Annotated in this window: 15 protein-coding genes and 2 pseudogenes; 7 read left to right on the top strand and 10 right to left on the bottom strand. The window is 51.0% G+C overall.

Translation table 11 applies throughout. The features are described from left to right. Window positions 1–49 precede the first annotated feature (49 nt). Window positions 50–718, bottom strand: a complete 669-nt coding sequence (locus IPG31_02305) for a transposase (protein ID MBK6617225.1) — start codon at window positions 716–718, stop codon at window positions 50–52. Between the two features lie 1,390 nt (window positions 719–2,108). Here IPG31_02305 and IPG31_02300 point away from each other — a divergent pair. Then, window positions 2,109–2,321, top strand: a complete 213-nt coding sequence (locus tag IPG31_02300; protein MBK6617224.1) for a type II toxin-antitoxin system VapB family antitoxin — start codon at window positions 2,109–2,111, stop codon at window positions 2,319–2,321. Next, window positions 2,308–2,703: a PIN domain nuclease gene (locus tag IPG31_02295; GenBank protein MBK6617223.1), complete on the top strand. Its 396-nt coding sequence runs from the start codon at window positions 2,308–2,310 to the stop codon at window positions 2,701–2,703. Before IPG31_02300 ends, IPG31_02295 begins: the two co-directional genes overlap by 14 nt. 11 nt (window positions 2,704–2,714) lie before the next feature. On the opposite strand, the gene IPG31_02290 is transcribed toward IPG31_02295, so the two are convergent. The 3 genes and pseudogenes from IPG31_02290 to gltX all read right to left on the bottom strand — a co-directional run bounded on the left by IPG31_02290 (window position 2,715) and on the right by gltX (window position 9,740). Further along, window positions 2,715–4,499 carry an SLC13 family permease gene (locus IPG31_02290; GenBank protein MBK6617222.1) on the bottom strand — a complete coding sequence of 595 codons (1,785 nt, stop codon included), beginning with the start codon at window positions 4,497–4,499 and terminating at the stop codon, window positions 2,715–2,717. 50 nt (window positions 4,500–4,549) lie between these two features. Then, window positions 4,550–8,262, bottom strand: a pseudogene (gene metH / locus IPG31_02285) (methionine synthase). A gap of 83 nt (window positions 8,263–8,345) precedes the next feature. Further along, complete coding sequence (gene gltX, locus IPG31_02280) at window positions 8,346–9,740, bottom strand: glutamate--tRNA ligase (protein ID MBK6617221.1); 1,395 nt, start codon at window positions 9,738–9,740, stop codon at window positions 8,346–8,348. Between the two features lie 155 nt (window positions 9,741–9,895). Between gltX and IPG31_02275 the strand changes: the two are divergent. The 5 genes and pseudogenes from IPG31_02275 (at window position 9,896) to mgtE (ending at window position 15,789) form a co-directional block, all read left to right on the top strand. After that, window positions 9,896–11,753 (top strand): annotated as a pseudogene (locus IPG31_02275) (RNB domain-containing ribonuclease). Between the two features lie 17 nt (window positions 11,754–11,770). Then, a complete protein-coding gene (locus tag IPG31_02270) occupies window positions 11,771–12,667 on the top strand; it encodes a TonB family protein (protein ID MBK6617220.1) in 897 nt (298 codons plus the stop codon). Next, entirely contained in the window at window positions 12,664–13,512 is an 849-nt protein-coding gene (gene aroE, locus IPG31_02265; protein ID MBK6617219.1) for a shikimate dehydrogenase, read from the top strand. Before IPG31_02270 ends, aroE begins: the two co-directional genes overlap by 4 nt. Continuing rightward, window positions 13,440–14,243, top strand: a complete 804-nt coding sequence (gene mtgA / locus IPG31_02260) for a monofunctional biosynthetic peptidoglycan transglycosylase (protein MBK6617218.1) — start codon at window positions 13,440–13,442, stop codon at window positions 14,241–14,243. Before aroE ends, mtgA begins: the two co-directional genes overlap by 73 nt. Window positions 14,244–14,346: 103 nt before the next feature. Beyond that, window positions 14,347–15,789, top strand: coding sequence for a magnesium transporter (mgtE, locus tag IPG31_02255; GenBank protein MBK6617217.1), 1,443 nt, complete (start codon window positions 14,347–14,349; stop codon window positions 15,787–15,789). Here the strand turns inward: mgtE and IPG31_02250 are convergent. From IPG31_02250 to IPG31_02225, 6 genes are all read right to left on the bottom strand, one after another. Then, complete coding sequence (locus IPG31_02250; protein MBK6617216.1) at window positions 15,770–16,906, bottom strand: nucleotidyltransferase family protein; 1,137 nt, start codon at window positions 16,904–16,906, stop codon at window positions 15,770–15,772. The two genes, mgtE and IPG31_02250, sit on opposite strands and share 20 nt — an antisense overlap. Next, on the bottom strand, window positions 16,899–17,807 hold the full coding sequence (locus IPG31_02245; protein MBK6617215.1) for an HprK-related kinase A: 909 nt from the start codon (window positions 17,805–17,807) through the stop codon (window positions 16,899–16,901). The genes IPG31_02250 and IPG31_02245 overlap by 8 nt, the downstream gene beginning before the upstream one ends. After that, window positions 17,804–18,091, bottom strand: a complete 288-nt coding sequence (locus IPG31_02240; GenBank protein MBK6617214.1) for an HPr-rel-A system PqqD family peptide chaperone — start codon at window positions 18,089–18,091, stop codon at window positions 17,804–17,806. The genes IPG31_02245 and IPG31_02240 overlap by 4 nt, the downstream gene beginning before the upstream one ends. Before the next feature lie 10 nt (window positions 18,092–18,101). Next, complete coding sequence (locus IPG31_02235; GenBank protein ID MBK6617213.1) at window positions 18,102–18,533, bottom strand: hypothetical protein; 432 nt, start codon at window positions 18,531–18,533, stop codon at window positions 18,102–18,104. 252 nt (window positions 18,534–18,785) lie between these two features. Beyond that, a complete protein-coding gene (locus IPG31_02230; protein ID MBK6617212.1) occupies window positions 18,786–21,986 on the bottom strand; it encodes a CusA/CzcA family heavy metal efflux RND transporter in 3,201 nt (1,066 codons plus the stop codon). Window positions 21,987–22,018: 32 nt separating this feature from the next. Next, window positions 22,019–23,521 carry an efflux RND transporter periplasmic adaptor subunit gene (locus IPG31_02225; GenBank protein MBK6617211.1) on the bottom strand — a complete coding sequence of 501 codons (1,503 nt, stop codon included), beginning with the start codon at window positions 23,519–23,521 and terminating at the stop codon, window positions 22,019–22,021. Window positions 23,522–23,523 lie beyond the last annotated feature (2 nt).

Genomic DNA, 23,523 nt, shown 5'->3' with positions numbered 1-23,523 from the left:
TATTCCTGATTTACGGTCATTTACGACGGCGACAGTTTACTGAATACACTTAACTTGCACCCTTTATTCTTTTGGGGCCACGTTTTTTCGCTTTAAGTTCACGGCCAGTCATTGCCGCTAACTTTTCGATCCAATCCTCCGAACCCAAAGGTCGTCCCGTTGTTTCTGACTGACGAAGCCTTTTGTATACCTCGGTAATATTTTCCTGAGCAAGAAAGGTAGCGAAATCACCATAACGATCCAGCACAGGCGCAACCTTGACTAACTCGTTGTCCTGCGCTGACAGATGACTGGCAACACTTGACCAGCGCCATGCTTCTGCCCGTCCAACCAACCCGGCACGAACCGGGTTCATCGAGACGTATCGCACGGCATGCATCAGGCATTCCTCATCCATCACAACCGAGCCAAATCGCCCTTGCCATAAATGCCCTGTCACTCGCAGGCGGGCATTTATATATCCAGTATAACGCCGGTGTGCATCGGCAAAAGTGCGGCGCAATCCATCTTCATCTGAAGGAACGATAATGATATGCACATGATTGGGCATCAGGCAGTAACACCAAATCTCTGTTCCGGCCTTTCGGGCTGCCTCCCCCAGCAATGCCACATAAAGCTCGTAGTCGCCATCCTCAAAGAATGTTTGAGCACGGCGATTGCCACGTTGTGTCACGTGATGCGGATAGCCGGGAATGACAATACGAGGTAAACGAGCCATGTTGGCAGCATAGCATAATTAGTATAATTTGGTAAACTGTCACCGTAACTGAACTGGTAACTGGTAACTGGTAACTGCACCGTAACTGCCTTTTTTTAATACGGTTATGAAAGCTTCTTTCTTTTCATAATCTTCCAGTAATCTTTTTGTTAGCGACATGCCAATCCTTTGCTATTGCTTTGACTTAAAACAATAACATATTGCTTTTTGGAATTAGCTTTGAAATGTGGTGTCTTAATGGGTTTATCTTTTTGTTTAGATCGTTACTAGAATATTAAGATTTGTAATGGTCATTATTTGAAGCAGGCATTTTCAAAACATAACTTTGTGGTGTTTGCAAAGCAGGTATAAAACCAGCGGGTAGAGAATCAAAGCATGATTGAATACCTAACCATTTAAAAGTTTGGCTTATGAGAGATGAGGCGGGGAATAGTAGTTAATTAGTATTACATCGAAACTTCCTTGCTTCCGTAAAAAAAGAAACACTAATGAGATTTGGGCTTACTTGCGAATTATTTCAATCACGGAGAAATAAAATGGGAGCGTTGCATAACTTCACAAAGGGCGGAGGGTTTGATTTTAGCCACCCCGCTACAATCACAGGGCTGACAATAGCAGGAATAGGTGTAGTTTTGATCATATTATTGATTATTTATATAGTAAAAAAAGAAAGAGATTAGTTTGTTAATTCAATTCTTGAGTAGTTTTATAAATTGTTAATCTATTTGTATTAAAACGATTCAATTTATCTTGAATTGATAGCTGGGGGAGGGAGGCATATCCCCTACCCTTACCTATATTGCAATTGGTGAAGAATTTTGCTCCAAGAAAATCAGAAGGTTAGAAATCTTCTAGCTAAACCCAAAAAGTCTAGTTCACTGAATTAACCCAGAAAATTAAAGTTACAAAGCAATCATATCGCTATTAGCAATAAGATCATCAATATTGCAATCAACAACGGGGTTTAATGAATCTATTATTATTCAAACAGTTAAATCATTTTTATTTCGATTGCAAGAATTTTAGATCTATACTAGATAACGAGAAAATTGATTGTGATAAATCGCTTGTTTAATAAGCTGATGTTTACTCTCTTTGCTGTTTTCATAAGCAATAGTGCAGTAGCTGAATGGAATTACGAATTACGAATTACGAATTACGAATTACGAATTACGAATTACGAATTAGAATTATAGAATTATAAATTACGGTGACAGTTTACTAAATATACTAATTATACCATGCTATCAGCATAGCATAATTAGTATATTTAGTAAACTGTCACCGTAACCTGTTAACCGAACAATTAACGGGGACATAGCCTTGTTTTTTAGTTAAGGTCACAGAATTTCGTGTACGATACACCTTTTAATGTGTATTTAAAGTTACCATGCGAACCAATATTGTTCTTGATGAAACTCTCGTAAAAGAGGCTATTACGTTGACAGGTATACGTACTAAACGTGAATTGATTGACGTGGCTTTACGTGAATTGATTCGATCCCGCCGTAAGAAAAACATGCTCGATCTTGCGGGTAAAATTCAGTTTGCTGATGATTATGATCACAAGCAACTGCGTGAGCTGCGGCATGATTCTGATTGATACGTCAATCTGGATTCATGTCTTTCGAGATAAAACCTGGCAGTATTCCCAACGTTTTTATGACACGATTGGTGAACAGGATATTGTTTTTACAAGGTTTCAGCAGCTGGAATTGCTGCAGGGTTGCCGGGATAAGCGCGAATGGGGTCTGCTCAGTGAATATCTTGAAGGACAGGATTATATTGAAATGCAACCGCATACCTGGCAGGCGGCGGCGAGAATCTATTACGATTTGCGTAAACAAGGCCTGACTGTTCGCAGTCCAATTGATTGCTGTATCGCCCAGGTCGCCATGGAGAATCATTTATTGCTGATACATAATGATCGAGACTTTATAACTATTAATCAACTCGTACCACTAAAACAAAAACAGTGGGTTTAATTGCGGTTACATTACAACGGCCAGAAAAACGGTATCAGCGCCGCCGCGCCAATGCCCAGCAGCAGATTGAGCGGCAACCCCAGCCGGGCAAAGTCGCTGAATTTGTAATTGCCCGCGCTGTAGACCAGTGTATTGGTTTGATAGCCGATCGGAGTGGCGAAACTCATGCTGGCGGCGAACATCACTCCGACCACGAATGGACGCGGGTCCACCCCCATGTGCTGCGCGAGACCAATGACAACGGGTGTCATCAGCACCGCCACCGCGTTGTTGCTCAGCATTTCGGTCAGTATCGACGTCAGCATGATCACGACCAGCAACATCCACCACGGGCTTAATCCTTCGCCGAGATGCAGCAAACTGCGCGCCATCATATCGGCCAGCCCTGATTCACGCATGGCAATACTGATGGCCAGCATGCCAAAAATAAGAATGATCAGCGGCCATTCGATCGCTTTATAGGCTTCATCCGAGCGCACGCAACCTGTCACCAGAACCACCGCCACGCCGATGATGGCCAGCGCTTCGATTGGCATCACCTTGAAAGCCGCCAGCAACATCACGCCCGCAATCGTCGCCAGCGCAATCGGCGCCTTGCGCTGGCGTGGCGCGGCTGTTTTGCCATCGGTCAATGCAAACAGGTCACCATTTTCACAGAATCGTTTGATTTGCACGGCAGTGCCTTCCACCAGCAGCACGTCACCGAATTGCAACTGAAAATCGTCCATGATGTCGCCGATACTGGCATCCTTGCGATGCACGGCGATCAGATGAATGCCATAGCGCGCCAATAAATCCAGATCGCGAATCGGGCGCTGCACATAACGCGAACCGGGACCGACGATGGCTTCGATCACGATCGCACCCTTGCGGCGCAGGGTTTCCAGATCATGACCTGAATTTCCCTGCAGGCCAACCAGATCGGATGAATACAGATCCATCATTACGCTGCCCTTGCTGTGTACCACCAGCCGATCACCGCCTTCCAGTCGGGTATCCATGGAAATATCGGAAATAATATCGTCTCCCCGGAATATCTTGAGGACAGACACGCCGCTCTGATTCAGCTTTGCTTCAGTCAGCGTTTTGCCCGCAAGCCTCGAATCTTCTGGAACGAATAATTCCGTCATAAAGGCGCGATCACTCGCGCCAACAAACTGTTGCGCCAGGGTTTCGCGAACCGGCAATACTCTGGGCGCCAGAAAGTAGATGAATAGACAGCCAATCAATCCCAGTACGACTGCTGGCATCGTGATTTCAAAAATGCCAAAAGCAGCCAGTCCCATGTCGCGCGCCACCCCATCTACCAGGATATTGGTGGATGTCCCCACCATGGTCATCATGCCACCCATGATCGTGGCATACGATAGCGGAATCAGGAAACGCGAAGGAGAGGCTTGCAGCCGGATAGCCATCGTAATCACTGCAGGCATCATCACCATCACCACGGGCGTATTGTTGATGAATGGGGAGATCAACACCGCCGCCGCCATGATAATGGCCAGAAGCTTGCGCTCATTCTGCCCGGCGGCCTTGCCAATCCATTGCGCCAGTCTCGCGACGCATCCGGTTTTTTCCAGTGCAGCGCTGATGATAAACAGGGCAGAAATGGTAATCGGCGCACTGTTACTGAATACGCTCAGAATTTGTTTGCTGTCCAGCTGACCCATCGCCAGCAGTACCGATACCGCCACGATGACGGCAATATCCGGCTTGGTCCACTCGCGTAAAAAAGCAATCAGCAGAAACAGGATAACCAGTCCCACCAGCAATGGATTCAATAATTCAGGTGACAAATCCGACCCCTGATTTTATAAGCTTCAGTAAACGCATGAATCGAGATATTTCAGGCTTCATACGCCAAAGCAGGCGCCAGCCAGTGCTCGGCTTCATCCAATGACCAACCCTTGCGACTGGCATAATTTTCCACCTGATCCTTGCTGATTTTGCCCACGGCAAAATAAGTGGATTCGGGATGAGAAAAATAAAAACCGGATACCGCAGCGGTTGGCACCATCGCAAATGATTCCGTCACAATAATACCGGTACGTTTCGTGGCTTCCAGCAGGTCAAACAGCGGCCCTTTCTCGGTATGGTCCGGACAGGCCGGATAGCCTGGCGCGGGACGAATACCACGATATTGTTCGTCGATCAATTGCTGATTATCCAGTGTCTCATCCCTGACATAACCCCAGAATTCGCGCCGCACCCGCGCATGCATGTGTTCAGCGAAGGCTTCCGCCAGTCGATCTGCCAATGCCTTGAGAATAATGGCGCTGTAGTCATCATTAGCCGCTTCAAACGCCTGTACGCGCTCATCGATGCCAAAACCGGCGCTCACCGCAAACATGCCAATCGCGTCAGCAACACCACTTTCACGCGGCGCGATAAAATCCGCCAGCGCCAGGTTAGGACGCCCGCCCGGTTTTTCAGTCTGTTGCCGCAGAGTGTGATAGGTCATCAGCACTTTTTCACGACTACGATCCGCATAAATCTCGATATCATCGTGATTAACGGTATTGGCTGGAAACAGCCCGATAATGGCATTGGCACCCAGCCATTTCTGCTCGACGATTTTCTTGAGCATGGCTTGTGCATCCCGGAACAGAGCGCTGGCCGCCTCCCCTACAACCTCGTCCTGCAAGATCGTCGGATAACGCCCGGCCAATTCCCATGCCTGAAAGAAGGGTGTCCAGTCGATATGCGGCACCAGTTTTTCCAGTGGGTAGTTATTGAGTGTGCGCAACCCGAGAAAACCCGGTTCCGGTGGCGTGTAATGCTTCCAGTCAGTTTTGAAGGCATTGGCGCGCGCGGCTTCCAGTGTCAATAATCTGGAAGGCCCTTTTTTATCCTTGTGCTGCGCCCGGTTTTTTTCCTGTTCGGCCTGAAGCTTTTTCACATAGTCGTCACGCAGGTCGTTCGACATCAGATTACTGCACACCCCCACTGCCCGGCTGGCATCCGGCACCCAGACCGTCACGCCGTGGTAGTGTGGCGCAATCTTGACGGCGGTATGCATGCGTGACGTGGTCGCACCTCCGATCAACAGGGGAATGGTAAACCCTTCGCGCTGCATTTCCTTTGCCACATGCGCCATTTCCTCAAGTGACGGCGTAATCAGGCCAGATAGTCCGATCATATCCACCTTTTCACGGCGCGCCATTTCCAGAATCTGCGCGCACGGTACCATCACGCCCATGTTGATCACTTCAAAGTTATTGCATTGCAGCACCACCGTCACGATATTCTTGCCGATATCGTGCACATCGCCCTTAACCGTGGCAATGACGACTTTGCCTTTGGGCTTGTTGTCACCGGACAGTTTTTTCTCTGCCTCAATATATGGCAGCAAGTAAGCAACCGCCTGCTTCATCACGCGCGCGGATTTCACTACCTGTGGCAAAAACATTTTGCCCGCGCCAAACAGATCACCGACCACATTCATGCCATTCATCAGTGGGCCTTCAATCACCTCAATTGGCTTGCCGCCACGATCAGCGATCTCCTGACGGACGATTTCGGTGTCCTCGACCACATAGGCATCAATCCCCCTGACCAGCGCATGCGTCAGCCGCTGCTGTACCGGCTCATCGCGCCAGGCGAGGTCTTCAACAAGCGTTTTTTTCTGCCCCTTGAAGTTTTCAGCAAACTCAACCAGCCGCTCGGTGGCATCATCCCGCCGGTTCAGCAAAACATCCTCGACACGTTCCAGCAAATCCGGGGAATATCGGAATAAACACCGAGCTGACCAGCGTTGACGATCCCCATGGTCATCCCGGCCTTGACCGCGTGATACAGGAAGGCGGTGTGTATGGCCTCACGAATCGGCTCGTTACCGCGAAATGAAAAAGACACATTGGAAACGCCACCACTCACTTTGGCGTAAGGCAGAATTTGACGAATGACCTGGGTAGCTTCGATAAAATCAACCGCATAATTATTGTGCTCCTCAATACCCGTAGCAACTGCAAAAATATTCGGGTCAAAGATGATATCTTCCGGCGGGAAATTGACCTGTTCCGTCAGAAACTGGTAGCAGCGCTGGCAAATTTCCACCTTACGCTGTCTGGTATCTGCCTGACCCGTTTCATCAAAAGCCATGACAATCACCGCCGCACCATAGCGACGCGCCAGCCTGGCGTGATGCAAAAATTCCGCCTCACCTTCCTTAAGGCTGATGGAGTTGATAATTGCCTTGCCCTGCATACATTTCAATCCAGCTTCGATCACCGACCATTTACTGGAATCGAGCATGATCGGCACGCGGCTGATATCCGGCTCGGATGCGACCAGATTCAGAAAGGTTACCATCGCCTTTTGTGAATCCAGCATGGCTTCATCCATATTGATATCGATGATCTGCGCACCATTTTCAACCTGATTGCGCGCAACCGCCAACGCTTCAGCATAATCATTATTGAGAATCAGACGGGCAAAAGCTTTGGAACCCGTGACATTGGTCCGCTCACCCACGTTGATGAATAATGATTGCTCATCAATGTTGAGCGCTTCCAGTCCCGACAGCCGTAATTTTTCAGGAAGTTTCGGCAGTTTACGTGGCGCTATTTTCTTGACTGCCTCGGCCATCGCGGCAATATGCGCCGGCGTCGTACCGCAACACCCACCAACAATATTCACAAACCCGGATTCGGCAAATTCTTTAATCAACCGCGCGGTATATTCTGGCGTTTCATCGTAACCGGTTTCCGATAACGGATTGGGCAGCCCGGCATTGGGATGGGTGCTGGTATACACCTCGGCAACACTTGACAGCTCCTCAACATAGGGACGCATCAATTCCGCGCCCAATGCACAGTTAATGCCTACTGATAAAGGTTGCGCGTGTCGTACCGAGTTCCAGAAGGCCTCCGGCGTTTGCCCGGAAAGGTTGCGGCCGGATGCATCGGTGATGGTCACCGAAATCATGACCGGCAAACGGATACCAGCCGTTTCAAAATACTGGTCGATCGCAAACAACGCAGCCTTGGCATTGAGGGTATCGAAAATAGTTTCCACCATCAGAATATCCACGCCACCATCGATCAGCCCTCGTACTGATTCGGTATAACTTTCCACCAGCTGATCAAAATTAATGGCGCGAAAGCCGGGATCGTTGACATCCGGCGAAATGGACGCGGTTTTGGTGGTCGGCCCGATAATGCCCGCGACAAAGCGTGGTTTGTCCGGTGTACGCGATGCTACTGCCTGTGCTTCCTCCACCGCCAGTTTTGCGCTGGCGACATTCAATTCGTAGACCAGATCCTGCATGTGGTAATCCGCCATCGACGGGCCGTTGGAATTGAAGGTATTGGTCTCGATGATATCCGCGCCAGCTTCAAGGTAGCCGCGATGAATCGAACGGATGACCTCCGGTTTAGTCAAGGACAGCAGGTCGTTGTTTCCTTTGAGATCATGCGGAAAATCAGCAAACCGCGCTCCCCGGTAATCGGCTTCCTCCAGTTTGTAACTCTGAATCATCGTGCCCATAGCGCCATCCAGCAACAAAATGCGCTCTGCCAGCAGTTGTTTCAATAATTCGGCACGTGAATGAGTATTCATGAGAAATATCCTTGGCTATTTACTATCTGTATCTAGGTTCGTGAAGGGAATAGGTTACCCGCGATCAACAACCAGTTTTACGATTACGCTGCTGGAAAGCTTTCCAATTGCTGACGCATGCGGCGCAAGGTTTCTGTCTGACCAATCAACGCCAGGACGGCATCGATCGCTGGTGTTTTGACTTCACCGGTCACCATCAGACGCAATGGCATCGCTACGGCTGGAAATTTCAGCCCGTGATGAACGACCGCCTGCTTGATTTCGGCATGAATCGATTCAAGCTGCCAATCGATGGCACTGAGGCGATCACACAGATCCGCCATCACAGGTCGAATTTCCGGTTTGAAGTATTCTATTTTTAACGTTTGCGGAGGCTCAACCACACGGAAAAAATAAATTGCCGCATCCGCCATTTCTGCCAGCGTGCTTACCCGCCCTTTGAGCAAATTGACAATGCCTGGTAAAACGTCTGCGTTGGATATTTCACAGACCCTCTCCCGCAAAAAAGGCAGGAGCAGCTGTACGAGCCGATCATCGTCCGCAATCTTTAGATAATGCGCATTCAACCACGCCAGTTTTTCTTCGTTGAATCTCGCCGGTGAATGACTAATCGCAGACAGATCAAACCACTCGATCAATTGCTCACGACTAAAAATTTCCTCGTCACCATGCGACCAGCCGAGTCTGGCCAGATAATTAAACAGCGCTTCCGGCAGATAACCCTGATCGCGGTAATGCAGCACCGATACCGCACCATGCCTTTTGGATAAACGTTCGCCATCGGCGCCGAGAATCATCGGCACGTGCACGTACTGCGGAATGGGTGCGCCCAGCGCCTTGAGAATATTGATCTGACGCGGCGTGTTGTTAACGTGGTCATCGCCACGAATGACATGAGTAATGCCCATATCGAGATCATCGATCACCACACCGAAATTATAGGTGGGCGTACCGTCGCTGCGCATCAGCACCAGATCATCAAGCTCCTGGTTGGCAACGGCAATTTTTCCCTTGACCAGATCATTGAAGGTGACATGCCCCTCCAGCGGGGTTTTCAAACGCACCACCGGCGCAACAGTGGCAGGCGGTGTTTGCTGGCTATCCCGCCAGCGGCCATCGTAACGCGGTTTCAACCCGGCTGCGCGTTGCTGTTCGCGTAACGTATCCAGTTCTTCCCGGCTGGCATAACAGTGATAGGCCAGTCCTTGTTTCAATAACTGTTCAGCCACTTCCTGATAGCGATCGAGGCGCGCCATCTGGTAATACGGGCCTTCGTCATAATCCAGCCCCAGCCAGGCCAGACCATCGAGAATCGCCTGTACGGAGGGTTGAGTTGAACGCTCACGATCCGTATCTTCGATTCTCAGAACAAATTTCCCTCCTTGCCTGCGGGCAAATGCCCAGGAAAAAAGTGCGGTGCGTGCGCCGCCAATATGCAGATAACCTGTAGGACTGGGAGCAAAACGTGTTTTAACCATTAGAAAGAACCAGGATATTCAGTGGAATGCAACAAAACTAGAGAATGTGAAATTTTAGGACCTAACGGCAGTATGTTAACATGAACCACTCTATTTCCTGACTGCTCCAAACCCGCAAACTGTATGCCTATCGATTTATTTTATGGATTCCTTCAGTGAACGTATTTTATGAAGAAGCCGGTGTTTTCAAGGTTGGCAGCATCCTGGCCGACAACACTACCTCGCTGCAGATTGAGGCCACACACGGAAAACGCCTAAAAATAAAAGCAGCATCTATTTTTCTTCGATTTGAAGCACCGCCGCTTGTCGAATTCATGCAGCAGGCACAAACGATTGTGGATGAATTGGATGTTGTGTTCCTGTGGGAATATTGCGCAGAAAAAAATGAGTTTTCTGCATCAGAACTGGCAGCAGATTATTTTGGCCATGCTCCACAACCCGTTGAAACTGCTGCCACGCTCATTCTGCTCAACAGCAATCCGATACATTTTCATAAAAGGGGACATGGTCGATACCTGGCTGCTCCACCTGAAATTTTGCAGGCTGCCTTGGCAGGTCGTGAAAAAAAACGACTGGCACTTGAAAAGCAGGCAAATTACATCAAACAGCTGATCGCATTTGAATTACCCGATACTTTCAAGCCGCATCTGAACAGTCTTTTATTCAGCCCGGACAAAAATACCATCGAATGGAAAGCCCTTGAGGCTGCCTGTCAGGAAACCAGGCTGACCGTACCGAAACTGCTGGAACAATGTGGCGCCATTCCATCCTCACATGATTATCATTTCAATCAGTTTTTACATGAATATTTTCCGGAAGGCACCTCGTTCGACCTCACAGCGATTGAGTTTCTCCCCAATATTCCAACTACACTTCCCACTGCTGATGTCACGGCATTCAGTATCGATGACGCCACCACGACCGAATACGACGATGCTTTTTCCTTGAAACCACTGGCTTTGGGTGGTTTTCGGGTTGGCATTCATATTGCCATGCCGACTTTGGGAGTTGAAGCCGATTCCCCACTGGATAAAATTGCAGCCAGGCGACTCTCAACCGTCTATCTGCCTGGTCACAAGATCACAATGCTTCCGGACAGCATCATTCAGCAATACACGTTGGGCGCAGCGCAACACAGCCCGGTACTCTCGCTTTATCTGAATGTCGCTGATGATTTTACCGTCACGGATACCTTCAACCGCATCGAAACAATCATGATCGCTGACAATCTACGGCATGATCAGCTGGAACCGTTATTCAACGAAGAGACGCTCAGAGCCGGTCAGCTAGATTATCCCTATGCTCACGAACTAAAACTGCTGTGGCAATTTGCCTGCAAACAGGAAAAACTGCGTGGCAAGGAGCAGGATAATCAGATCAATCAAATCGATTATAACTTTGCAGTCGAAAATGATCGCGTCACGATTACTGAACGTCGCCGTGGCTCTCCCATCGACAAGGTTGTCTCGGAACTGATGATTTTTGCCAATGCCGAATGGGGTCGTCAGCTTGCTGAGGCAGGTATCGCCGGTATTTATCGCAGCAAAGGCAATGGCAAAGTCAGAATGGGCCTCTCACCCGCGCCTCATCAGGGACTGGGTGTAGCGCAATATGCCTGGAGCAGCTCGCCTATGCGGCGTTATGTCGATCTGATCAATCAGCGCCAACTGATTGCAATGGTTTCTGGCACCTCCTCCTGTCTACAACAAAGAAAGTGATGCGATTCTGATCGCCCTGCGTGATTTTGAGATCACTTACGCAGCCTATGCCGAGTTTCAGCGCGGCATGGAGCGTTACTGGTGTCTGCGCTGGTTGCAACAGGAGTCGCTCACTGAAGTGGACGGAGTCGTCCTTAAAGAGAATCTGGTAAAATTTGACCACTTGCCACTGACTGTGCGCGTATCTTCCTTGCCGGATTTATCCAGCGGTACACCGGTCAGACTGGCAATCTCCCAGGTTGATCTGATTGAGCGCCTGCTGATTACTAATTTTATTGGCAAGGGCGAAAGCTGACGCTGACGTTTACGTTTATGTTGCACACGACCATTTTACCCCCCACTCTGGCACACCAGAACCGAACGCTACACCTGGCGTTGCTCATTTCCTTGATGCTGCATGTTGCCATTCCGTTTAGCATCTCTTTCAAATCCAGCGAACCGGCCATGCGAAAAATTACCCGATCCATGGACGTAGTATTGGTGAATAGCCGTTCCGCTTTCAAACCTCAGGATACGGATTTACTGGCACAGACTAATCTGGATGGGGGAGGAAATACTGATGAAGACCGCCGTGCCAAAACGCCTTTCCCGGTTATTCCAAAAATCAAGCCACAACAAATACTCACCGAAGCTGAGCAAAAGGCTGCCCGCCTGGAAGCCGAAACACGCAGATTGCTGACCGCAGCCAGCAGTCTGCCTCAGGTACCGCAACCGGCGCCTGACAGCAAACCAAGCGAAAATCTACCACCCAACCCGCTGGATAAAGCTGATCTTCTGCAACGCAGCCGCGAAATTGCGCAATTGGAAGCAGAAATTGCCAGAGAGCATCAGGCTTACCAGAAGCGCCCCAAACGAAGATTTATCGGGGCGCGTACACAAGAATACCGTTTTGCACGTTACCTCGAAGACTGGCGTCTCAAGGTCGAACGCATCGGCAACCTGAATTATCCGGAAGCAGCCAGAAGGGAAAAGCTCTATGGCAGCCTGCAATTAACGGTCGGCATTCGCTCCGATGGCAGTCTGGAATCCATTGGTATCGACCGCTCATCTAACCTGCCGGTACTGGATGAAGCCGCTATTCATATAGTCAGGCTAGCCGCCCGCAACGGTTTCTCACCCTTTCCCGAAGATATTCGCCGCGATACCGATATTCTGCACATTACCCGCACCTGGGTATTTGCCCGATCAGACAAGCTGTTCAGCGAATGACCACCATTGCACCAGCGGATCGCTATGCTGTCGTCGGTCATCCCATCGGACACAGCAGATCCCCCATCATTCATACGCAGTTTGCCCGACAAACCGGGCAGAATCTCTGCTATGAGACTATCCTTGCTCCACTTGATGCATTCAAGATAACCGTTGACGCATTTCGTCAATCTGGCGGTAAGGGTATGAATATCACGGTTCCCTTCAAGCTTGAAGCTTACTCATTGGCCTCCAGCCTAACCGAGCGCGCAGCTAGTGCACAAGCTGTCAACACTTTCAGATTCGAGAAGGATGGCACCATTCTTGGTGACAATACGGATGGTGCCGGACTGGTACGTGATATCGAAATCAATCTGGGCATCCCTCTCCAGAACCAGCGTTTGCTGCTGCTGGGTGCAGGGGGCGCTGCGCATGGCGTAATTCTGCCATTACTACAGAAAAAACTGGCCCGGCTGGCCATCGCCAATCGCACCCCGGATAAGGCAAAGCAGCTTGCGCAGCAATTTACCGGTTATGGCAGGATTGATTTCGGTGATTTCCTGGATTTCCGTGGCGAGCACTTTGATATCGTGATCCATGCCACCTCCGCCGGATTACTGAACGAGCTGCCCTCCTTACCTGCCGGAATATTTTCCGATGTGCGGCTTGCCTACGACATGCTATATCGCCCACAATTAACACCTTTTCTCCGGTCTGCACAAAATGGGGGAGCACAACAAGTTGCGGACGGCACGGGCATGCTGGTAGAGCAGGCAGCGGAATCCTTCCTGTTATGGCGGGGTATTCGGCCCGAGACGCAAGAGATCATCCGGCAGATCAGGCACATGCAGTCGCATGTCTCGTGAACACAAAAAAACCGCTGACAAAAACACAAAAAACCGCCAGTACATTTAGTCTATGGCTATTGCGGGTAATGAGTCTATTGCTGGCTGGCGCATTGGTTTACCAGAGCTGGTTTTTGCTCCATGTCGTTTACTGGCGTAGTCATAACCCCGCAACCAGCGCTTTCATGCAGCAACGGCTGACGCAACTGCGCGAACATCATCCCAAGGCCGAGCTGCAATATCGCTGGATTTCCTACGAACGCATCTCCCCTCACCTGAAACAGGCAGTTGTTGCCGCAGAAGACGCCCGCTTCGTGTGGCACACAGGTTTTGATTTCAATGCCATAGAAATCGCCTGGAAAAAAAATCTCGAACAGCGTAAATGGGCAGCCGGTGGTTCGACCATCAGCCAGCAGCTAGCCAAAAATCTGCTTTTATCGAGTGACAAAACACTTGGACGTAAACTTCAGGAAGTATTGATTACACTCATGCTCGAACAGTTTTTATCGAAAGAGCGCATTCTCGAACTGTATCTGAACGTAATTGAATGGGGCGAGGGTGTATTTGGTGCCGAAGCCGCCGCACGTCACTATTTTAACGTGCCTGCCTCCGCGTTGTCCGCAAGGCAAGCGGCATTACTCGCCTCCATGATCCCCAACCCACGCTATTACGATAAAAACCGGAATACACCCAGGTTGCTTAACAAGAGCCGCATCATTGAGTCGCGCATGCGAGTGGCAAAGGTTCCATGATAAGATCAGGATCAAACGCCGCACAGCTGTACATATCGCCCTGCTGCGCAAGGCAATCGAGCAACACACCCCTAACTCGAAACATCATCCTATTGCGCCAGCCATGACCGAAGAAAATCAGGAAAACCCGCACACCAATCTGGAAGATAATCTGCAGAAAGTCATTTACCTGCTGCATAAATATAAACTGGTAGAGGGTCTGGTGCGTTTGCAGGAAGATCAGCAGCACCATCTTGCCAATTCGATTGTGCAGAAGCAGAATCTTGCCAGTCTGCAAAATATGCTGGACAAACTGCACTCAGCAGATATTGCTCATATTCTCGAAGCCCTGCCGCTGGAAGACCGGTTGACTTTATGGAGCATGGTCAGCAGCGAACGTGACGGGGAAGTGTTAATCGAGGTTTCGGATGCCGTCCGGCAAACGTTGATTGAAGACATGGAAAGCCATGAGCTGGTTGCTGCTGCCGAGCAACTCGATGCCGATGAAATTGCTGATCTGGCGCCCGATCTTCCCAGCGATGTTATCGAAGGCGTATTCCGTGCACTGCCACTGGAAGAGCGTGATCAGCTGCGAGCAGCCATGTCATACCCCGAGGAATCGGTCGGCGCATTGATGGATTTTGATGTCATCACGGTGCGCGAGGATGTCCGTATCGAAGTCGTATTGCGTTATCTGCGTCGCCTGGGCGAATTGCCGGATCATACCGACCAGCTGTTTGTTGTTGATCGTGATGAGCATCTGCAAGGGGTGCTGTTATTGAATCAGTTACTGGTCAATGATCCCGAAAAAATCGTTACTGAAGTCATGTTACGCGACACCGTCAAGTTCCACCCCGATAATAAGGCGGAAGAAGCCACTCAGGCATTCGAGCGCTATGACCTGATTTCTGCTCCCGTTGTTTCTGCCGACCAGAAGTTGATAGCCAGACTGACCGTCAATGATGTAATTGATTTCATGCGCGAAAAAGCTGATCTGGAAGTGCGCAACCAGGCCGGTCTAAGCGAAGAAGAAGACTTGTTCGCACCAGTATGGAAAAGCGTACATAACCGTTGGGCATGGCTTGCCATCAATCTCGTTACCGCCTTTATTGCCTCACGAGTCATTGGCCTGTTCGAAGATTCGATCGAAAAGCTAGTGGCACTGGCCGCTTTGATGCCAATTGTTGCCGGTGTAGGCGGCAATTCCGGCAACCAGACTATCACCATGATCGTGCGGGCCATTGCCCTGGGGCAAGTCAACTCGGAAAGTACCTTCAAACTGGTTGCCAAGGAAATTGGTGTCAGCATCATCAATGGCATCGTATGGGGAAGTGTTGTCGGCTTCTTCACCTACATTATCTATCAGAGCTACCAACTGGGTCTGGTCATTGCGTTGGCAATGCTGCTCAATCTATTGCTGGCCGCACTGGTTGGCGTGTTGATTCCTCTCACCCGCAAAAAACTGGGACGCGATCCGGCGCTTGGTTCCAGCGTGTTGATCACGGCAGTTACCGATAGTGGCGGATTTTTCATCTTTTTGGGACTGGCTACTTTGTTTTTACTGTGATTCCATCTGAGGAAGTGTTTGCCGCTTTGTGCGGAAATACCGACAGGTAAAACTTGTAAGTCAGATGCGGCAGCAATATATGCAATGGCATACGCAGCCAGTGGCTGCGCCAGTACAACCACCAGCGTGCAAGTTTTGTGCTTCTACAGGAAAAATCAGGGTGCAGCGGTAATAGCGCCAGCGGCACGCACAGCTGCATCACTTTTAGTGCCAGCCAACCCGGACGCCGTTCTATTCTGATCATGACCGCTTCTGGAACAGACGTCTGCAATAGCAGTTTACTGAAATACAGGCCGTAAAAAAGAGGTCTGCCCACACCCAGATGGTTGGCGCGCGTGATCAAGCTGTCCAAAAAAAGCGGCTGATCGGCACTGAAAAATTGCAACATGCCATGCAGGTCGAGCAAATGCCGTATATCGTCCGCCAATTCGTTGTTCTGAAACAGATTGACTGCGCAATGCAGCGCCATGTCTGCTGGACTCGGTACGCTGACTTCCAACCCAGGCAGCCTGACTGCAGTTTCCCAGAATGGCGCGGTTTCCAGTTTCAGTGTACCAATAGGAGAAGTCAGGGAGTGATGGATATCCACTTCGGTTTCGCGTTCACAATGGATCAATGCCGGAATTTCATGCGTCCAGGTGCGGTAGTAGTGCTCATCATAGGCCGAGAGTTCATGGTGCTGCCAGCCTTTTGCCAGCAGGGTGGATTCGATTGCCTGCAGATTTTCTGCAGGTACCAGCAGATCAAGATCAGCAAATACCCGGCCAGCGGCATGGGGTAATCCTGCCAGCAGATAAGCCATGCCTTTAAGCACGATGATGGGAGCGCGATCTTTCCCCAGCGCCCACAGGATTCTGTCCAGTTCCCAGCGCGCCAGTTGTTGAAATTTCCTCGCCTGGATCAGGCCGGAACGCAGGTGGTTAGCAACCCGCAGCGGGATTTTATCCAGCAATCCGACTTTCTCCAGCTCAACGGCCAGAAAACCCAGCAGCCTGGCGCGTCTGGCCAGCCGTAACAGCAATTCCCAATCCTGATTACCAATATCGTGAATGCTGCGCGGATCACGCAAAGCCTGCAACAGCAGCTGGTGATGCGCGCTCAGATCAGGGTCAACCATCGGTGAGTTCATTCAATGCTGCCAGCACACTCCCGAAATCGGAGTACACCAGTTTGCGGCATTCACAACGCTGAATCAGACTGGTCACGGCGTCAAACGCGGATTGACCCAGCACTTCGTAATTAAAGGCGTTGCTTGCCAGCAGCAAAAATGCCTCGGAACGTGGCATTTCCTCAAGCTGCAATGGCTGATTGGCAATCCATTTTGGAAAAACAATCCAGCGCGGGGCGGCCGGTTCATCTTCACGATCGATGCTGGCTTCAGGTGGACGAACATGCGCGACGGTTCCCTTCAAGGTGCCATGAATCTCGGGACCCAATGTTGCTTCAGGAAGAAAATGACGAATCGCATCAATCGCCTGGTTTTTGAGCGGCATCAGGCGCGGCAATGGAAATAAATGACCCGATTGCAGCTCCAGCAAGCCGAATTCATCCGAAAAAAGTCGGTAACCATGATGGATAAGCGCGGCACACAAAGTCGTCTTGCCGCTACCCGGCCACGCAGGCAGCAACAGGACATGGCCATTGCGCTCGACCGCCGCGCAATGGAACAGCAAAAAATGATTCACTCGAACCGCGATAGCCAGATTGATACCCCATTCGAGCATCGTCAGCGCCTGGTGAACCGGCGCGGCGGGAAAAGGTGCCTGCCCATCCACCAGAAACTGCAGCAAAGGCGTGAACGGACGCCTTAGTGAATGTTTGGGAACAATCTGCACATGAAACTCGGCAATATCGTCGTCCGCCAAAGTGTAAAACGCATACAACCGGTGTAACGGATCAACAAGTGATGGCAGGTGGCTCTGAATACGAACAATAAAAGGGCCGAATTTGACACGCAGCCCCTTTTCACTGCTCAATCGACCCCGTAATTCCTCCCGTGAGAGCTGTCCGACCTTCACCGGTGAGAATGGATGGATGCGATCAGGCCAAGCGCTTCAAAGCGATGCAGTGTTTTCTGAATCTGTTGCATGAATGGTTCATCCGGCAGCAATGAGAAATGCTCCGACAGAAGCTGGCACAGGTATTCCAGCGTTAGAGGTGACTGGTCAAGCAGCCCTAAGATGCGCAACCCCATCTCGTTCAGAAAATGGGTTTTACCGGCAGCAGGCTGAAAAACGGTAAACTCCCCATCCCAGTCAACCACCCGCAACGAGGCAAAATCCACTGCGCACCATTGCGACAGAAAACTCAATTTAAAGAATTTGTAATCCTTTGGCCTGCAGTGACGTAAACGCAGTTGCCGAAATCAGAATTCCATTTTGAGGGGGACTCTGACAAAAAGCAGCCTGGCCTGCGGGCGAGAGTTCTGCCGGAGCCAGCGTGGCTTGTGGCGAAGTACCCAGATCATAAGGCGGCGCACCCGATTGATCTTGAAGAGGATCCGGTATTGCACAGACAATTTGCGGTTGATTCTGTGCATTCGTTACCGTGGCGGCATTTCCAATATCGACACTCCCCACCAGATTGCTGGTACGAGCCAGCGCCGCACCACTGGAAAGCGTCATAATTACCGGAATGGCGACTGTACTTTTGAGCAGCCGTCTGCGCTTGGGCTGAGGAGCAACGGCCAATCCATCATTTCTCAAGTCACTCGCTACCGATTGTGGCATTTTTTTCTCAGACATAATTTTTACCTCTTGTAACAAATCATTAAGCCAATCAACTTCGCTAGTATAACAACCCCACGTACAAGAAAAATAAATTTCTGAACGTCTATTTAAGTAGAAGCATATCCTGTGCCATTTTTAAGAAAGGCGAATTAAAATATTACAATCAATATATTACAACCGTGCTACATTTGCCAGATAATAGACATCACGCAAAGTGTAAAAAAATCCGACAACCTGCCCATAACCCGAATATAACGCTCAACTCCATCAAGACCTATCCGGTTTATCTGACCGATGTGACAATCTGTATAGTACCGGCAACACCAGCAGAGTCAGCAGGGTCGAGGAGAGAATACCGCCAATGACAACGGTTGCCAGCGGACGCTGTACTTCCGCTCCAATATCTGTCGCCAGCGCCATGGGTGCGAAACCGATGGCATCGGTCAATGCCGTCATCAGTACCGGGCGCAGTCGCGCCAATGCGCCGGTGTGCACGGCATCATCCAGTGTATGGCCTTCGCTGCGCAATTCCCGAATGAATGACAGCATCACCAGTCCGTTCAGCACCGCGATACCGGACAGGGCAATAAAGCCAACACCGGCAGAAATGGATAGCGGAATATCCCGCAGCCACAGCGCCAGTACCCCGCCAGTCAACGCAAACGGCACGCCCGTGAACACCAGCAGCCCATCACGAAAGTTGCCAAACATGCTGTAGAGCAAGACATAAATCAATACCAGCGAAACAGGCACGACAATCTGCAACCGTTCAGCAGCCGAGATCATTTGCTCAAACTGCCCGCCCCATGTCAGCCAGTATCCCACAGGAATGTCCACCCGCTCATTGACCAGGGCCTGTGTTTCGTTCACAAACGAACCCAGATCCCGCCCACGCACGTTAGCTGTCACTACCACGCGCCGCTTGCCATTCTCGCGGCTGATCTGGTTGGGTTCTTCAATAATACGTAATGTTGCCACTTCGCCCAGCGTGACGAAGTTCACCAGACCAGTTGCCGCCATTCCTGGCGACGGCATCACAGGCAAGGATGGTGCCATTGCCGCTGCGCCCGGCTGACCTGTAGCAACGGGCAGGCCGATAGGCAAATAGCGCAACGCTTCGATATCTGCCCGCAGCCCTTCCGGCAGACGTACCTGCAGTTCGAAGCGCCGATCCCCCTCATAGATCAGACCAACCTGTTTACCGGCAACCGCGATGGCCACCGCATCCTGCACATCAGCAACATCAAGTCCATAGCGCGCGATGCTGGCGCGGTCGATCTCGATTGACAATACCGGCAAACCGGTCACCTGCTCCACCTTGACATCCGCCGCACCCGGCACCGTCGTCATCAATGCCTCGACCTGCTCACCCAGAGCAAGCAGGGTCGCCATGTCGTCTCCGAATACCTTGACCGCGACATCGGCACGCACGCCGGCGATCAGTTCATTGAAGCGCATCTCGATCGGCTGCGTGAATTCATAGTTATTGCCTGGCACCTGCAGCACCTTTTGTTCCATGGCTGCAATCAGCTCATCCTTGGTGCGATAAGGCCCGGACCATTCCACCTGCGGTTTGAGCATGATAAAAATGTCCGCCACGCTGGGTGGCATGGGGTCGGTGGCAATTTCCGCCGTACCGATCTTGGCAAATACGCGCTCCACTTCTGGAAACGTGCGGATTGTTTTTTCAAGCTCGGTCTGCATGTCGATTGCCGTGGAGAGACTGGTGCCGGGAATACGCAGCGCATGCAGCGCAATATCGCCTTCATTCAAACTGGGAACGAATTCACTGCCCAGACGGGTAGCCAGCAATGCTGACAACACAATCGCCATCAGCGCAACCGTTACAGTCAATGCCTGATTGCGCATGACGCCCGTGAGCATCGGCTCATACAGACGTTTGCTGCGCGTCACGATCCAGCTTTCCTTGTCTGACACGGCGCCGCCCAGAAAAAGTGCAATTGCAGCCGGCACAAAAGTCACCGACAGAATCATCGCGCCGATCAATGCCACCACCACGGTGAATGCCATGGGATGGAACATCTTGCCCTCGACACCCGTCAGCGCAAAAATCGGGATATACACCACCATAATGATGATCTGCCCGTAAATCAGCGCCCGCCGGGTTTGCTGGGTCGCGGAAAACACTATTGCCAGCCGTTCTGCCTTACTCAATATTCGCCCCAGCTTTTGCTGCTCCTGTGCCAGACGCCGAATACTGTTCTCCACAATCACAATGGCGCCATCGACGATAATTCCGAAATCCAGCGCCCCCAGACTCATCAGATTGGCGCTGATCTGGTTGGCCACCATGCCACTCAAGGTGAACAGCATCGATAATGGGATAACCAGCGCGGTAATCACCGCCGCGCGGATATTGCCGAGAAAAATGAACAGCACCGCGATGACCAGCGCCGCGCCTTCGATCAGATTGGACGCAACCGTGCGAATGGTGCCGTCCACCAGTCTGGTACGATCGTACACAGGAGTAGCAACAATGCCTGATGGCAGACTGCGATTGACCTCTACCAGTTTGTCGGCAACCGCGCGCGCCACTGTGCGGCTATTCTCACCAATCAGCATGTGCGCTGTGCCCAGTACCACCTCCTCGCCGTTCTGCGTGGCCGCACCGGTTCGCAACTCCTTGCCGATCAGGATATCTGCGACATCCTTGATGCGCAGCGGCGTCCCTTGCCTGCTACCAAGCGTGATTTCACCGATCTCGTCGATATTGGTGACCTGCCCAGGCAACCGCACCAGGTACTGGCTACCACTTTTTTCGATGTACCCCGCGCCCAGGTTGAGATTATTGCGTTCCAGCGCGGTCACGATGTCCTGCAGCGTCAGTCCGTAAGCAACCAGTTTTTCGGGAAAGGGCGTGACGTGATACTGTTTGACGAACCCGCCAACGGTATTGATTTCGGTTACACCTTTGACGACGCGTAGCAGCGGCCGCACGATCCAGTCCTGGATCTCGCGCAGATCAGTTGGCGTATAAGCCGTACCATCCGGTTTACGCGCGCCGGCTTCGGCTCCAACCGTCCACATGAAAATTTCACCCAGACCGGTCGATGTTGGCCCCATTGACGGCTCAATTCCGGCGGGCAATCTGCCTTTTGCTTCCTGGATACGCTGGCTGACCAGCTGGCGGGCAAAATAGATATCGACGCCTTCCTCGAAAATAACCGTCACTTGCGACAGGCCATAACGCGACAGCGAGCGGGTGTAATCCAGTCCGGGAATACCCGCCATGATGGTTTCAACCGGAAACGTGATGCGCTGCTCGACTTCCATTGGCGAATAGCCAGGCGCAGCCGTATTGATCTGCACCTGAACATTGGTAATATCGGGTACCGCGTCGATTGGCAGTTTCTGATAACTGTACACGCCCAGCAATGCCATCGCCAGCACGGCCAGCAGTACGAGTCCGCGATGATGAATGACCGCTCGCAGCAGGTGCTCAAACATGTGACGCCTTTCTGGAAAAACGCATTCGCGCGTCAATGATCATGCGATGCCCCCGCCTTACCCAGCTCCGCCTTAATGGCATAACTGTTACCCACCGCATACTGCTCGCCGACCGACAGGCCTTCAACCACTTCAACCAGTTTGTCATCACTCGCGCCCAGCTTGAGTGGACGCATCTCCAGATAATCGCCATAGCGGCCAAATACTACCGGGCTATCGCGCAGTGTCTGCACGGCATCCAGCGATACCGCGACCGGAACCTCGATCATTCCGGTCAACAAATCCGCCTTGACAAACATCCCCGGGCGCCATTTCTCCGTATGATTATCGAGTTCAACACGGGCGATCGCGGTGCGGGTAACGTTATCGAGCAATGTCGTTACATAGATCACTGTCCCCTGTTGCTGCAGATCCTGTGCGTCGGCTCGGATAATTGCCTTTTGGCCAACATGAACAAGATGCAGATCGGATGGAAACACCTTGACCGCAGCCCAGATGGAGGACATGTCCGCTACGATAAAAACAGTCTTGTTCTCAGTAACCGCCTCGCCCATAACCACTGCCTTATCGATGATGATTCCACTGATTGGCGAACGCAATTCATAACGGGCAAGATTTTTTTCCGTCATTCCTGATTCCGGGGATACACCCAGCGCATGCAGACGTTCAGCCGCCAGTTTCAGTACAATTCTGGCTTCCTGCCACTGCTGTTTAGCCACCAGATAATCCTGCTTGGCGGTGATTTTTTCCTGCCATAAGGTCTCTTCTCGCTTGAAGACTGCTTCCGCCAATTGCAGACGACTGTGCGCGGACAAATACTGACTGCGCAACTCAGCCAGCACCGGACTCTCGATCACCATCAGCACATCACCCTTGCTCATCTTCTGACCATGATGCGCCTGGACTGCCACCACCATTCCTGGTAACCGGGGGACAACATGCACAATCTTGTGTTCATTGAAAATGATTTCGCCCGGCAAGGTGATTTTGGGTTGAATCGCTGCCGGGCCGGCAGTCGCGATTTTGATTCCACTACTGGCAAGGGTCGCATCATCCATCTCCACCCGCCCCTCAATCTGGCTGTGCCCCCAGCGATAGGTTTTACCTTGATGGTCAGCCGCAATCACCATTTCAAACGAGTGCGGCTCCTCCACTTCCTGATCACTGGTCAAATAATTGCCCGCTGGTTTTAGCTGATAAACCTGCGCCGCCTTACCAAGCCGTGATAACGCAATGGTCACATTTACAGTCGCGGGCGCGACGGGTTTGCCATTCTCATAGAGATAAACCCTGAAATGGGGCGGCACTCCTTTTTCATAAATGGTCAATTCCAGCGAAAATTTATCTTTGACAAATAATAGCCCACCCTTTGGACCTTTCTCCAGTTCGGCATCAGGTGCCGCATCGACAGCAGTCAGCGATGGCTGTGCGTCAGAAACAGGGGATTCCGGCTCGTCCAGCAAAAGAATTCCGGCAGCAAGCGCCATGCCAATCAGGATGACCACAACAAAAGGTAAGTACCGCGCAGTATTCATGA

The organism is Nitrosomonas sp. (genome assembly GCA_016703745.1).
Classification (GTDB): Bacteria; Pseudomonadota; Gammaproteobacteria; order Burkholderiales; family Nitrosomonadaceae; genus Nitrosomonas.
This window is presented reverse-complemented; position numbering and strand designations above follow the sequence as displayed.

What these genes read in the sequence shown, in the direction of transcription:
- IPG31_02250 (MBK6617216.1), bottom strand. Translation starts at nt 16,906, where the DNA reads ATGGTTGACCCTGATCTGAGCGCGCATCACCAGCTGCTGTTGCAGGCT.
- mtgA (MBK6617218.1), top strand. Translation starts at nt 13,440, where the DNA reads ATGGCGGGGTATTCGGCCCGAGACGCAAGAGATCATCCGGCAGATCAG.
- IPG31_02295 (MBK6617223.1), top strand. Translation starts at nt 2,308, where the DNA reads ATGATTCTGATTGATACGTCAATCTGGATTCATGTCTTTCGAGATAAA.
- IPG31_02300 (MBK6617224.1), top strand. Translation starts at nt 2,109, where the DNA reads ATGCGAACCAATATTGTTCTTGATGAAACTCTCGTAAAAGAGGCTATT.
- gltX (MBK6617221.1), bottom strand. Translation starts at nt 9,740, where the DNA reads ATGGTTAAAACACGTTTTGCTCCCAGTCCTACAGGTTATCTGCATATT.
- IPG31_02305 (MBK6617225.1), bottom strand. Translation starts at nt 718, where the DNA reads ATGGCTCGTTTACCTCGTATTGTCATTCCCGGCTATCCGCATCACGTG.
- mgtE (MBK6617217.1), top strand. Translation starts at nt 14,347, where the DNA reads ATGACCGAAGAAAATCAGGAAAACCCGCACACCAATCTGGAAGATAAT.
- IPG31_02235 (MBK6617213.1), bottom strand. Translation starts at nt 18,533, where the DNA reads ATGTCTGAGAAAAAAATGCCACAATCGGTAGCGAGTGACTTGAGAAAT.
- aroE (MBK6617219.1), top strand. Translation starts at nt 12,664, where the DNA reads ATGACCACCATTGCACCAGCGGATCGCTATGCTGTCGTCGGTCATCCC.
- IPG31_02225 (MBK6617211.1), bottom strand. Translation starts at nt 23,521, where the DNA reads ATGAATACTGCGCGGTACTTACCTTTTGTTGTGGTCATCCTGATTGGC.
- IPG31_02270 (MBK6617220.1), top strand. Translation starts at nt 11,771, where the DNA reads ATGTTGCACACGACCATTTTACCCCCCACTCTGGCACACCAGAACCGA.
- IPG31_02230 (MBK6617212.1), bottom strand. Translation starts at nt 21,986, where the DNA reads ATGTTTGAGCACCTGCTGCGAGCGGTCATTCATCATCGCGGACTCGTA.